The sequence below is a fragment of the Cutibacterium sp. KB22876 genome, assembly GCF_059728865.1.
In genome coordinates, this window is the sequence record NZ_AP040858.1 from 2021043 (window position 1) to 2034354 (window position 13312).

Genomic DNA, 13312 nt, shown 5'->3' on the forward strand with positions numbered 1-13312 from the left:
GCTCTGTCGCGGTTCACACGTCGATCGGCCCGCATTGTGAATTGAGCAAAGAATAGCTGCCTTATCTGAATAGAGGCGCAAACCCAGCCACGGGTGCGAACGCGGCAGGGAGCTTTGTTTCTGCTGTCCGGTTTCGTCTGGTGCAACCGGCGTATGGGCGACCACCTTTCGCCTCGTTGCCAGGAGGGCCTGCTCATGGCTCTGAACCATACTGATCGCCATCACATTCAGATGATGCGCGCTGCGGGGGTTGCCTACTCTCGTATCGCCGCGCACCTGGATCTCAACGCCAACAGTGTCAAGACCTATTGTCTGCGACACGGCATCACCGTCGATCCTGCCGTTGAGCAGGTCAGCGACCCAGTTGGAGTGTGGTGTTTGCACTGCTGCAAGCCAATCGAGCTCCGGCAAGGATCGAAGTTCTGCTCCAAGGCCTGTCGACGAGCCTGGTGGGCCACCCACCGCAGAGTGGTCACCGAAGAACTGGTCTGCGCGAACTGCCACCGACAGGTCACTGTTGCTCGCACGAGCCAGGTGAAACGCAAGTACTGCTGCCACCCGTGCTACATCCAGCACCGTTTCAACACACGTGGCGGTAAACGATGAACATGGCAGCCGAGCTGACGGCTCATCGCCAGCTCACGCAGGTCAAGCAGCTTCTCGAACGCGGCATCCTCACCCCACGCGAAGCCATCACCGTGTGCCAGCGCCTCGACGCCCCCGATGCGCCGCTGGCCGCCCTACAAAGAGCCTGTTTCGTTGACTATCTCGAGGGTTTGAGGGATGTATGGATACAACCTGAAACCCTGTCTGACTAGGAGAAATACCTTGAAGAGAATGGAGCAAATCACCCCGCCACCGATCAGTGCTGCTCCGCTTGTGAAAGTGGCAGCGTATGCCCGCATCAGCATGGAAACCGAGCGCACACCGCTGAGTTTGTCCACCCAAGTTTCCTACTACCAGCAACTCATTCACGACACTCCTGGCTGGACGTTCGCCGGAGTGTTCGCCGATTCTGGAATCTCTGGAACCACCACGCATCGCCCCCAGTTCCAAGAACTGCTGGCCCTTGCCCGGGAAGGGGCAATCGACCTGATCCTCACCAAGTCGATCTCGCGATTCGCTCGCAACACCGTCGACCTGCTCGAAACCGTTCGCGAGCTGAAAGACCTCGGGGTGGAGGTGCGGTTCGAAAAAGAGAACATCTCCTCAACCAGCGCTGACGGAGAACTCATGCTCACCCTGCTGGCGTCTTTCGCGCAGGCAGAATCAGAGCAAATCAGCCAAAACGTGAAGTGGCGCATTTGGAAAGGCTTCGAAGAAGGCAAAGCGAACGGCTTCCACTTGTACGGTTACACCGACTCCGCTGATGGCACCGACGTGCAGATCATCGAAGAAGAAGCAGCCGTGGTGCGCTGGATCTTCGCCCAGTACATGAAGAAGACCTCGTGCGAAAAGATGGCCGCGCAGCTCATCGCCGAGGGCAGGGTTCCGCATCTGGCTGACAACAAGTTGCCCGGCGAATGGGTTCGTCACATCCTGAAGAACCCGCACTACACCGGCGACCTCCTGTTGGGGCGATGGTCCACTCCGGAGGGTAGACCTGGACGAGCAGTGCGCAACACCGGCCAGTTGCCCCAGTACCTGGTGGAAAACGCGATCCCCGCGATCATCGACCGCGACACTTTCGTCGCGGTCCAAACCGAGATTGCACGCCGACGTGAACTCGGGGCCCGGGCGAATTGGTCCATCGAAACTGTGGCGTTGACGTCGAAGATCAAATGCGTGTCCTGCGATTGCTCGTTTGTGCGCAACGTACGCAATCCGAAAACCCAAAACTCGATCTCCACCGAGCACTGGATCTGCACCGAACGGAAGAAAGGCCGCAAAACCGGATGCGGCACCTGCGAAATCTCTGACACGGCGCTCAAAGGCTTCATCGCTCAAGTTCTGGGTATCGAGGCCTTCGACGAGGATGTGTTCAACGAGCGTATCGACCACATTGACGTGCAGGGAAAAGACCATTACACGTTTCAGTACACCGATGGCACCAGCAGCTCGCACACGTGGCGACCAAACCTGAAGAAGAGCTCGTGGACCCCAGCAAGAAAAGCCGCCTGGGGTGATCTCGTGCGTGCCCGCTGGGCAGAAGCCAAAAGGCTCGGGTTGAACAACCCACGGCAAGCACCAACACCGCCAGAAGCATTGGCGAAGTACCGGGCCGTGGCCAAGGCAGAGGCTGAGCGCCTGCGCGCCGAGCGAGGCGAACGCTAAATGGCCCGCACCGTCACAGCAATCCCCGCCACCCGAGCGCTCCACACTGGTGCTCCACTTGGACAGACAACCCTGCGCAGGGTCGCCGGGTATGCCCGCGTGTCCACCGACCACGACGATCAGGTGACGTCCTACGAAGCCCAGGTCGACTACTACACCCGCTACATTAGCGATCACGCGGGCTGGCAGTTCGTGAAGGTCTATACCGATGAAGGCATCACCGGTACCTCAACCAAACACCGCGCTGGATTCCAGCAGATGGTGACCGACGCGCTCGACGGCAAGATCGACCTGATCATCACCAAGAGTGTGTCCCGGTTCGCCCGCAACACCGTCGACTCGCTGACCACCGTTCGAGCGCTTAAAGACAAAGGCGTGGAGGTCTTCTTCGAGAAAGAAGGCATCTGGACCTTCGACGCCAAAGGCGAGCTCCTCATCACCATCATGAGCTCGCTGGCGCAAGAAGAAGCCCGCTCCATCTCGGAAAACGTCACCTGGGGGCACCGCAAACGCTTCGCCGACGGCAAGGTCACCGTCCCATACTCTCGGTTCCTTGGATACGACAAAGGTGAAGACGGCAGCCTCGTCATCAACCCCGAGCAAGCCAAACTCGTGCGCCGTATCTACAACATGTACTTAGGTGGCATGTCCATCGGCACGATCGCCCGCACCCTCACCGACGAGCCAGAGACCTTCACCGCTGCAGGCAACAAGACCTGGTATTACCGATCCATACGAGCGATTCTCACCAACGAGAAATACAAGGGTGACGCTCTCCTGCAGAAGTCGTACGTCGCTGACTACCTGACGAAACGTCAAGTCATCAACCAAGGCGAAGTGCCCCAGTACTACGTCACCGCCAGCCATGAGGCGATCATCAGCCCGGCAGTGTGGGACTTCGTCCAAGCCGAGATAGCTAAAGGGGCTAGGGATCAGCGAACCCAGCATCGCACCCGGCCCTTCTCATCGACCTTGGAGTGCAGCCAGTGCGGGCACTTCTTCGGCTCGAAAACCTGGCACGCGGGCAGTAAGTACGAAAAGGTCATCTGGCGGTGCGGCCACAAATACGCAGGCCAGGAAAAATGCGCCACCGGGCACATCAGCGATCAACGACTCAAGGACATGTTCCTTAAGGCCATTCGCCTTCGATTCGGCTCATCGACCGACACAGGTGTCAACCAAGCCGTTCTCGACGCCCTCGACACGAGTGACCTGGAGGTTGAGGCCGCCGGGCTTCTCGCTCAGATCAACGAGGTGGCCAAAAAGCTCCAATCGATGATCGCCCACAACGCACGAGTCGCTCAAGACCAGCAAACCTACGAGAAGGCGTTCAACGCTAGCCACGAACAGCACCAGGCGCTGTTAGCTGATCACGCTGCCGTGGTCGCCGAGATCCAGAACAAAAACAACCGACTGGCCGCCTACCACTATTACATGCAGGAGACCGCCAACCTTGATCTTGAACGCTTGGTCTTCAGCCCATACCTCTGCGTAGCTTTGCTCGATAAAGGCACCGTCGACGTCGACGGCAACGTCACCTTTCAATTTCGCGACGGCAGCACCCAAGTAGTCGCCATCAAGCAGTAACCCAGTATCCACATCTAAGCGCCTGCCAGAACCTGGTGGGCGCTCGCGTAGTCTTGGAGTGGTGGATTGCTTACAATTGAAAATTCTTCAGCAAGTTGAGGACTACGTGACGCCGTTCCAGGTGGTCGAGGGATTCGATGACCGCTGGTGGCACGACAGGGCTGGACGAGTCGGCGACGACACCCTGGGTGGCAAAGAGTACATCCAGTTTCTTGCCGATAGTGTGGAAGTCGGGCGCGCTGAGGTGACAGATTGGCCGCTCTCCGATAGCTATATCGGAGTTGACTCGACGGTGCCAACCAAAGAGATCTGGTTCTTTGAAATCCGCCATGACCTTCGCCGACAGCACTATGGGGCTGAGTTTGCAAGGCATCTGATCAGCCACTACGCAGGTTACCCCTTGATCGCTTTCTCCGAAGGCGCTGACGAGTTTTGGGCAGGAATTGGCTGGCACTATTACCCGCGTAAAGACGGGGATCCCCATTACCGCAAGCTCTTCGTTTCCCGGAAGATCGGCCCATGACCCTCGCTCGCTGGAAGTGAACCAGTCAAGCGGCTAAATCGTAGTTGGCGCGCGTTTGTATCCGTTGTGACATGAAAGTTTCGTAGATGGTACGCACCGGTATCTGGTTCTCGGTCAGGTCGCGGGCGGTCTGACCCCCGATGAGAAGATCGGCGACCAGACGAATCACCTCACGCGGGGTGTAGTGCTCACCGGCGGTCTCGTTGCTCATCTCGGAGAACTTCCGCAGCAGTTCCTCGAAGATGTAACCCATGGTCTCGTTGCTGACCTCGCTGGGACGCAGGTCCAGGTCCGCGAAGTCGGCCATGACGCCGTACAGGATCCCGGCATGGTCCATCCGGGTGATCTTCCCGTCGAACTGGTACGCCTCGATCACTGTTGCTGCGTCAGGGGAGAGGGACGCGATGTACTTGGCGAGGTTGTCAGCCAGGTTCTTGTCGTCACTGAGCAGCCGGGTGAACGTGTACCGCGACGTGTTGTAGAACCGCTGGCCGCAGATGCGCTTGAGCACCCTGTCCTCACCAGGGCCAATCTCCACCAGGCCGTCGGCATGCTCCAGGACCTCGTCCTTGGTGGGCTCCAGCACCGCATCCATACGGCGCAACACCAGCAGCGGCAGCATCACCGAGCCGTACTCGTGTTGCTTGAAGGTACCGCGCAGCTTGTCGGCCACCCGCCAGACGAACGCCACCTTGTCCTGAAAACCCTGCGGAGCCATATGATCCCTTCGTCGCGAGTGGAGCAATGGCATCATAACGTCGAGACACCCGATTCACGCGCGGTGAACCGTCCAACCGAGCCATCTCACCACCGTGCCCGCCACCTCACCATGGTTGTCCGATAAGAGACATTATGTCATTCTATAAAGATGGCGACACTTCCCCTCGGCTGAAATCCCTCCCCTCCCGGTTCAATGCAGTTGTCGCGCGTTCGCTGCCATCCGTGGACTCGCAACCTTGCCACCAATTCGCGTGTCGAATGGTCATTCATCGTCGAGCGCGCCCCGCATGTGCGCTATCCCATATCGGTGACGCGCGGACCACGAATGTCTTCGGTACCGGATTCGTGGATTCCTGACTACCAGCTCGGGCGCTGTCGGTTCCTTTTGATCTCCCCGCGTCGTTTCTTCGCCTCAAGGCGACGACGCTGCGATCCCCTGGTTCGTTTAGTGGCACGGCGTCGTCGCGGTTGGACGCATGCCTTCTGGAGCACGTCGGCCATCCTGGCACGAGCAAGACGGCGGTTGGCCAACTGAGCCCGCTCATCCTGAACGGCAACCGTCAAGACTCCATTGACCAGGCGATTCGACAGGGTTGTCAGCAACACCGGTCGCAAGTGTTCTGGCACGGCGTCAGAGCGAGCCACATCGAACTGCAGTTCGACCCGTGAGTCGCTGGTGTTCACGCCCTGGCCGCCAGGCCCGGAGCTGTGGGAGAACCGCTCCTGCAGCTGTGCCTCGGGAACGACGAAACCAGGAATGATCTCCATCGCTTCTATCATGGTCGTCGCTCCCCTCGCTTCGTCATTTACTCGGTCCGGATACTCCTTCGAACAGACCATCAAGGATATCCACGACCCCGAGCACCACCCCCACAGGAGCCTGTGCGCTACGCAGAATTCGCGTCAACGGCTCCGATGACCGGCACGGCATATACCTCCTCCTGCGCCTTGATGGGTGAGAACTTCTAATCCGGTGCGGACCATCAACACTTCACGGGACGTCACTCCAATGCGACACTGTGTGCCGTCATCCGCCTGCGGCGCTGACGATCGATCCACAGCAGGACGATTGTCAGCGCGAGCGTGACAGCTCCGACGTAGTACGGGCCACCGACTCCCCACAGGGAGCTCAGTGCACCGGCAAGGGTGGGAGCGCACGCGCCGCCAAGGAAGCGAACGCCGGAGTAGGCCGACGACGCGACCTCGCGCTGGATGTTGCTCGCAGACATCACGATCTCAGTCATGGCAGTGTTGACGATGCCGATAAACAGACCGCCAATGATGACCCCGATCACCTGAGGAATCGGCGAGATCCAGGTCGCTAGTAGGACCTCGTCAATGGTGAACAGGATCAGGGTGACGGCAACTGTGCGATGAATACCGAGGTGCTCGCAGGAACGCGGTCCGAGCCACACCGACCCCAACGAGACCATGAGGCCCCAGCCGAAGAAGACCAATCCCAGATCGAGCGGGGTGAACTGACCACCAGCTCGAACGGACGCCTCGGCCAGCGGGAACGGCGCGTAGGCAAGCAAGGTGAAGTAACCGTAGTTGTAGACCAGGGCAGCCAGCATGAGAATCGAGATCCGCGGATCGACGAGAGTCTTGAACGGCTCGATGGCAGACCGGCGCTGGGACTTGTCGATCAGGGTCGGCGGGACGAAAAACGCGATGGCGACAAGACCGATCGCCATGAGAATAGCGGTGCCGAGGAAGGGGCCCCGCCATGAAATCGAACCCAGAGCGCCACCGACGAGTGGACCCAAGGCCATTCCGGCCCCAAGAGCCCCCTCGTACAGCATGATGGCGCGGCGGGCATCGGCAGAGGCGCCAAGAACCGTCGCCAAGGCGGTCGAGACGAAGAGAGCGTTCCCAACCCCCCAGCTGCCGCGGAATCCGATGATGAGGTTGACGTGACCGGACAACGCGCAGGCCGTCGCAAAGGTCACGATGATGATGAGTCCGACGAGAAGGGTCTTCTTGCGGCCAATGCGGGTGGCCACCCATGAGGCGAAGAACATCAACGCGGCAGACACGAAGAGGTAGGTGCTGAACAGCAGCTCGGTCTGCCCCGGGCTGGCGTGGAGAGCCGACGAAATCTCCGGGAGGATGGGGTCAACGACGCCCACCCCCATGTAGGAGAAGGCCACCGCAATGGTGACGGCCCACACAGCCGGTCTGATGGGTTCTTCGCTCGTCACTTCTTCGTCGTCCTCTCGTCGTCGTCAGACAGCACCTGGACTGCCCTTCGCAAAGCCGGAAGCGCCTGAATCAGTACGGAACGCTCTTCGTCAGTCAATTCCTTGAGGGCAGGCACGACCGACTCCCCCACTGACAATTCGCAACGGCGGCAGTAATCACGACCCTCATCAGTGATCTCGATCAATCTGCTGCGGGCGTCGTCGGGGTCACGCCGTCGCGTCACCAGGCCGTCATGCTCAAGCCTCTCGACGATGTCCGTCGTGGTGGTTGGCCTGGTTCCCTCCACGCGGCTGAGGGTTCCGGTGCTGATGCTCCCCATCACTTCGAGGGTGTGCAGGACCCGCCACGTCACTGAGGACGGCGGAATGCCAGCACGTCGCTTGGCCAGGCGTTGTACTCGTCCGCATGTGAGAACCAGGTCGGCTGCGGATTCGGCCTCGAGCGGGTTAAAGGGCTCGGGCAAGGTGCGTCCGGAAGTCACGTGACCTCACGTTACTCCGGTTTCCGGAATACTTCATCGTGTGATCGGCGTGACGCCCGGTTCCCGTAGAATGTGACGCGACACCTAACTGATGAGGACCCATGAACGACACCACGATGCAGGACGATGCCTCCGATTCCGCGAGCATGGAAGAGCGGACCACAGCCGTCACCGCGATCGAGCTCCTCTTCGACCTGGTCTTCGTCGCTGCCATTGGTCAGCTCGCAACCACCCTTCACGATCATGTGACGTGGCGGGGCGGGCTCGAGACCATCGTGCTGTGGGTACCGCTCTACTTGTTGTGGGCCAACACCTCGTTCTCGGCAACCGGAACCATCACCGAGAACAAGTCGTTGCGGCGGCCCATCCTGTGGGTGCTCTTCTTCGGAATCTTCATGGCTGCCGGCATCCCCGTGGCGTTTGAGGACGGCGTCGAGTGTCTCGCCTTCGTCGCGCCATATCTCATCGCCCAGCTCGGTCAGGTCGCCATGACGTGGTTCATCCACGGTCGCGAAGAGATGAAACTCCATTCCCGCGGGGTCATGGTGTGGCATTGCCTGTCGGCCATCGGTTGGATCATCGGCATTTTCGTTGAGCCGCACGCCCGACTGTGGGTTTGGTTCGCTGCGGCCATCGTCGAGGTGGCAGGAGCGCTGCTGCGTCATCCGCTGGGAAGCAGGAACAACATCGACACCACCGAGTGGCAGTTCGACACCGCACACATGCTTGAACGCATCCGGCTGTTCCTCATCCTGGCTCTGGGCGAGCAGATCGTCAGCATCGTCACCGGCCTTCACGAAGCAGGGTTCCATCTACTCAACCTCCTTGCCGCCACCACATCCATCGTCACCTTCTTCGCCTTGTGGTGGCTCTACATCTGGGACGTCGAGGTCATTCTGGAAACCGACCCGGCTGAGCACGATGATCCGGCCGAGTCCGGGGCACGATCCGTCACCGTGCAGATGGTCCTTGCGCTAGGCCTCATCCCGCTCGCGGTGTCTGATGAGATCATCGTTGGCGAACCGGCCCATCATGGCAGCCTCACGCTGACAGCCCTGGCCTGTGGGGGTGCCATCCTGTATCTCGCGGCACAGGCATGGCACATTCACAAGGTCACTGGACACACGCCATGGCGTCGCCTCGTGGCAATCCTCGCCCTCGTCATCGTCGCGGCGGCAAGCTTCATTCCTGCCATCGTGACCAATGCCTTGGTTGCGACCATCCTCGTCATCACCGCTGTCATGAGCCGACGTCACCACATGAAACACTTCGACCGAGACCCGACTGAGCACGACCGAATTGTTGAGAAGTGACCATGACTGCTCTCCCCCATCCGCACACTGGGGACTTGTTCGAATCCCCCGTCATTCCTGGAACCGGCTGGCCAGGAGACCTGGCAACGCCGCGGACACCAGTCGCCAACAACGCTGATGACGTTGCGAAGATCGCCGGCCGATGCAATGAACTCACCGACCTTGACGCCGCGATTTCTGTGTGCCGGGCATGTCCTCGCCTCGTCGAGTGGCGGGAGGACAAGGCGATCAGCAAGCGCGCTCAATGGCGCAATGAACCTTATTGGGGACGACCCGTACCCTCGTTCGGGGATCCGATGGCCCAAATGGCAGTCATCGGCTTGGCACCCGCTGCGAATGGAGCCAACCGAACTGGTCGCATGTTCACCGGAGACCAGTCCGGCGATTGGCTGTACCGTGCCTTGCATGACGCCGGTATTGCGTCTCAGGCGGAAAGCGTCGACGCCGCTGATGGTCTGAGCCTCGATGACTGTCGCATCATTGCCCCGGTGCACTGCGCTCCACCCGACAATTGGCCGAGTCCCGACGAGAAACGCACCTGTGCGATCTGGTTCGACAACGAACTCTCTGCGCTGACCACCCTGCGCGCGGTGATGTGCCTTGGTCAGATTGCCTGGACGTCAACTCTGGGAGCTGCCCGCCGGCTTGGGTGGCAGGTCCCCCGCCCCGCTCCCCGCTTCGGCCACGGGGCTAGAGCCGAAATCACGAGGACGGACGGCACCACAGTCCACGTCGTCGGGTGTTACCACGTCAGTCGGCAGAACACGAACACCGGACGCCTCACGCGTCAGATGCTTGACGAAGTCGTCCACACACTTCGAGGTCTGGCTGTCGAATGATGCCCCGGCACACCAGCCAACCTCTTGGTATGACGCTGCTCCCTGCCGCACCATCGCCAGTTCAGCGGCCAGGTCAACACCGAGGAAAAGATCCCGATCCATCCCCGTAAGGACAGCTTGGCGATGTGAACGCTCGCGCATCATGATCGCCTTCCCTGCATTGCGAATGCCCGTAGGCTGGGATCATGGTCATTCTCTCCAAGATTTACACCCGTACTGGCGACCACGGCTCGACCCGTCTGGTCGACAACTCAGTGGCAGCCAAGTCAGATCTGCGCGTGGAAGCGTATGGTCTCGTCGACCAGGCCAACGCCAACATCGGTCTGGCCATTGCCCTGGACTCCACGATCCACGTGCTCACCGATGAGGTGCGAGAAGCGCTCGGCATCATCCAGAACGAACTGTTTGACGTCGGCGCTGATCTGGCCAACCCGCTTGTCGCAAACCCGAAGTGGGAACCGCTTCGCACCGTCCAGGAAAGCGTCGATCGGCTTGAGCGTTGGTGTGACGAGTTCGGCGACGATCTCCCGACCCTGAAGTCGTTCATCCTCCCGGGCGGAAACCCTGTCGGTGCGCAGCTGCACGTGTGCCGAACTGCCATTCGTACCGCGGAGCGAGCGGCATGGCGAGCTGCTGAGACATACGGAAATGAGATTTCGGATGACCCCGAGACGACTCCGGGCGGTGTCAACGAACTGGCGATCACGTACCTCAATCGCTTGTCCGACCTGCTCTTCATCCTGTCGCGAGCAGCAAACAAGGCTGGCGAGGATTCTTCCGACGAGGTGTTGTGGGTTCCAGGTGGAGAACGCAACCCGGGAGCCACGAAGGAATGATCAGATGAGGTGACCTGCGGCGGCATATTCGACGCCACCGGGGGGAGCCGCCTCGAGCCACGACATGAGGCCGGTCACCACGCCAGGGTCAACGACGATCTGGCACACCGCGGACTTGCCCTTGCGCCTGGTCTGAAGGGTGACGATCTCGTAGGCATCGGAGGCAAGTGCCAAGGAGTCATTCACGTTCGGCGGGCGGTGCTCGACCATGACGAGTCCGCCCCGCCTCAGGACAATGGCGGGAACGGGACGGGGATCAATCGCTCGATACCACTCGAAGGTGCCGTCGGCGTAGCGGGCAGTGCCAATCATCCATCCGCCGGGCTTGGGCCCGCCCATGACTCGCAAACCGCACAAAAAAGCACCGCGTCTACGCATGAGAACGCGGTGCCTGACGAGGAGCCAAATCATGTAGATGACGGCACAACACACGATGAGGCCGATGATGACAGCATCCATCGCTAGCGTCGACAACATCGGTGTCATACCGATGAAAGCGATGGAAGCGTGCATGTTTCAACGCTAGTCGTCAGATCATTGACAGTCCACAAAGGTAACCCTAAGTTCCCTCGTCAGCGACAAGAAGAAAAAGAGTCGCCGCGAGTGGTTCGCGGCGACCCCTTCCCCACCCTTGTCAGACGTTCTACTTCCTGGCGACGCGGGCAGCAGCAAGCTGAGCCTGCGCCAGGTGAAGGCGGTGGGTCAGATCCTGGACGACCAAGGAGTCCTCCTCGGTTCGCTCGTCCGCGTTGATCTTCTTCCTCAGTTCGTCGAGGTCGCGGTGAGCCTGATCGACCGAGATCTCCTCCGACTTCGTGGCGTACTGGGTAATGATCGACACGTGGCCGTCATTGTCCAGGGCCACGAAGCCGCCGTCACAGGCGATGACCTCGCGGGCACCGTCAGGAGTGATGATCTGAGCTGCGCAGGGCGCGAGGGCCGCGAGGAAGGCCTCGTGTCCGGGAAGGAGACCAATATCACCCTCGGTGGTCCGAACGATGATGTTGACCGACTCCCCCTTCCAGACCTCGCCGTCGGCGCAGACGACCTTGACTTGAAGCGGCGGGTGGTCCATGGGACTCAGCCCTCCTTCTTCATCTTGTCCCAATTCTCCATCACCATGTCCATGTTGCCAACGTTGAAGAAGGCCTGCTCCGGAACGTGGTCCACGTCGCCACGGCAGATCATCTGGAATCCCTCGATGGTGTCGGCCATGGAGACGGTCGAGCCCGGGACACCGGTGAACTTCTCCCCCGTGTAGGTGTTCTGGGACAGGAACTGCTGGATGCGGCGGGCACGAGCGACGGTGACCTTGTCCTCCTCGCTCAGCTCATCGACACCAAGGATGGCGATGATGTCCTGAAGCTCCTTGTTGCGCTGCAGAACCTGCTTCACCTGGGTGGCAGTGTCGTAGTGCTCCTGCCCCACGTACAGCGGGTCGAGGATACGAGAGGTCGACGTCAGCGGATCCACGGCCGGGTACAGACCGCGAGAAGCAATCTCACGGGAGAGCTCAGTGGTGGCATCCAGATGGGCGAAGGTCGTCGCCGGAGCCGGGTCGGTGTAGTCATCGGCAGGGACGTAGACAGCCTGCATCGAGGTGATGGAGTGACCACGGGTCGACGTGATTCGCTCCTGCAGCTGGCCCATCTCGTCAGCCAGGTTCGGCTGGTAGCCCACGGCTGAAGGCATACGACCGAGCAGGGTCGAGACCTCGGAACCAGCCTGCGAGAACCGGAAGATGTTATCGATGAACAACAGCACGTCCTGGTTCTGGACATCGCGGAAGTACTCAGCCATCGTCAGGCCGGTCAGGGCGATGCGAAGACGGGTGCCCGGGGGCTCGTCCATCTGGCCGAAGACAAGGGCGGTGTCCTTGAGAACCCCGGCCTCGTCCATCTCGTTGATGAGGTCGTTGCCCTCACGGGTACGCTCACCGACACCGGCGAACACCGAGGTACCGCCGAAGTTGTGAGCAATACGGTAAATCATCTCCTGAATCAGAACCGTCTTGCCAACGCCGGCCCCGCCGAAGAGGCCGATCTTGCCGCCCTTGACGTACGGGGTGAGCAGGTCGAGAACCTTGATGCCGGTCTGCAGCATCTCGGTCTCGGGCTCCAGGTCATCGAATCCAGGCGGATCGCGATGGATCGGCCAGCGCTCGGAGACCTCGATGGTCGACGGATCGACGTTGAGGACGTCACCGGTCACGTTCCACACGTGGCCCTTGGTGACATCGCCCACCGGCACAGTGATCGGGGCACCGGTGTCACGGACCTCGGTGCCACGGCGCAGACCGTCAGTCGGCTTGAGGGAGATGGCACGCACGACGTTCTCGCCGATGTGCAGGGCCACCTCGAGGTTGATGGTGTGGGTCTCACCCATCACCTCGGTGTCGACGTGAAGGGCATTGAGGATCTCCGGCATCTGTCCAGCCGGAAACTCGACGTCGACGACGGGGCCGATGACACGGACGACGCGGCCAATGCCGGCAGCCTCGTCCTTCGTCTCGGGGGTAATAGCTGTCGCAGTCATGA

The 13312-nt window shown here is 60.4% G+C and carries 15 protein-coding genes; 8 read left to right on the forward strand and 7 right to left on the reverse strand.

Annotated features, from left to right (window positions below; translation table 11 throughout):
• Positions 1-195: 195 nt before the first annotated feature.
• The 5 genes from AC6I1W_RS09195 to AC6I1W_RS09215 all read left to right on the forward strand — a co-directional run bounded on the left by AC6I1W_RS09195 (position 196) and on the right by AC6I1W_RS09215 (position 4384).
• Positions 196-606, forward strand: coding sequence for a hypothetical protein (locus AC6I1W_RS09195; protein WP_007000825.1), 411 nt, complete (start codon positions 196-198; stop codon positions 604-606).
• A gap of 2 nt (positions 607-608) precedes the next feature.
• Entirely contained in the window at positions 609-818 is a 210-nt protein-coding gene (locus AC6I1W_RS09200; protein ID WP_497743559.1) for a hypothetical protein, read from the forward strand.
• Positions 819-837: 19 nt separating this feature from the next.
• Entirely contained in the window at positions 838-2274 is a 1437-nt protein-coding gene (locus AC6I1W_RS09205) for a recombinase family protein (RefSeq protein ID WP_497743560.1), read from the forward strand.
• On the forward strand, positions 2275-3861 hold the full coding sequence (locus AC6I1W_RS09210; protein ID WP_060797832.1) for a recombinase family protein: 1587 nt from the start codon (positions 2275-2277) through the stop codon (positions 3859-3861). It begins immediately after the preceding gene.
• A 76-nt stretch (positions 3862-3937) separates the two neighbouring features.
• A complete protein-coding gene (locus AC6I1W_RS09215) occupies positions 3938-4384 on the forward strand; it encodes a GCN5 family acetyltransferase (protein ID WP_197408649.1) in 447 nt (148 codons plus the stop codon).
• Between the two features lie 25 nt (positions 4385-4409).
• On the opposite strand, the gene AC6I1W_RS09220 is transcribed toward AC6I1W_RS09215, so the two are convergent.
• The 4 genes from AC6I1W_RS09220 to AC6I1W_RS09235 form a co-directional block, all read right to left on the reverse strand.
• Positions 4410-5102 (reverse strand): type I restriction-modification system subunit M N-terminal domain-containing protein, encoded by a 693-nt coding sequence (locus AC6I1W_RS09220; RefSeq protein WP_497743561.1) that lies wholly within the window; start codon positions 5100-5102, stop codon positions 4410-4412.
• 359 nt (positions 5103-5461) lie between these two features.
• Positions 5462-5884: an alternative ribosome rescue aminoacyl-tRNA hydrolase ArfB gene (gene arfB, locus AC6I1W_RS09225; RefSeq protein WP_065672803.1), complete on the reverse strand. Its 423-nt coding sequence runs from the start codon at positions 5882-5884 to the stop codon at positions 5462-5464.
• Between the two features lie 221 nt (positions 5885-6105).
• A complete protein-coding gene (locus AC6I1W_RS09230; RefSeq protein ID WP_270237271.1) occupies positions 6106-7305 on the reverse strand; it encodes an MFS transporter in 1200 nt (399 codons plus the stop codon).
• Positions 7302-7625 carry a MarR family winged helix-turn-helix transcriptional regulator gene (locus AC6I1W_RS09235; RefSeq protein ID WP_270237294.1) on the reverse strand — a complete coding sequence of 108 codons (324 nt, stop codon included), beginning with the start codon at positions 7623-7625 and terminating at the stop codon, positions 7302-7304. The genes AC6I1W_RS09230 and AC6I1W_RS09235 overlap by 4 nt, the downstream gene beginning before the upstream one ends.
• 263 nt (positions 7626-7888) lie before the next feature.
• On the opposite strand from AC6I1W_RS09235, the gene AC6I1W_RS09240 reads away from it, so the two are divergent.
• The 3 genes from AC6I1W_RS09240 (at position 7889) to AC6I1W_RS09250 (ending at position 10775) form a co-directional block, all read left to right on the forward strand.
• Entirely contained in the window at positions 7889-9100 is a 1212-nt protein-coding gene (locus AC6I1W_RS09240; protein WP_171048559.1) for a low temperature requirement protein A, read from the forward strand.
• Between the two features lie 2 nt (positions 9101-9102).
• The gene (locus AC6I1W_RS09245) at positions 9103-9939 is read left to right on the forward strand and encodes a uracil-DNA glycosylase (protein WP_065672806.1); all 837 of its coding nucleotides are present in this window, start codon (positions 9103-9105) and stop codon (positions 9937-9939) included.
• 185 nt (positions 9940-10124) lie between these two features.
• Positions 10125-10775 carry a cob(I)yrinic acid a,c-diamide adenosyltransferase gene (locus AC6I1W_RS09250; RefSeq protein WP_117189129.1) on the forward strand — a complete coding sequence of 217 codons (651 nt, stop codon included), beginning with the start codon at positions 10125-10127 and terminating at the stop codon, positions 10773-10775.
• Here AC6I1W_RS09250 and AC6I1W_RS09255 read toward each other — a convergent pair whose 3' ends face one another.
• From AC6I1W_RS09255 to atpD, 3 genes are all read right to left on the reverse strand, one after another.
• Positions 10776-11288: a DUF2550 domain-containing protein gene (locus AC6I1W_RS09255; RefSeq protein WP_117189130.1), complete on the reverse strand. Its 513-nt coding sequence runs from the start codon at positions 11286-11288 to the stop codon at positions 10776-10778.
• 130 nt (positions 11289-11418) lie between these two features.
• Entirely contained in the window at positions 11419-11850 is a 432-nt protein-coding gene (locus AC6I1W_RS09260; protein WP_065672809.1) for a F0F1 ATP synthase subunit epsilon, read from the reverse strand.
• 5 nt (positions 11851-11855) lie between these two features.
• A complete protein-coding gene (gene atpD / locus AC6I1W_RS09265) occupies positions 11856-13310 on the reverse strand; it encodes a F0F1 ATP synthase subunit beta (protein ID WP_270237276.1) in 1455 nt (484 codons plus the stop codon).
• Positions 13311-13312: the final 2 nt, after the last annotated feature.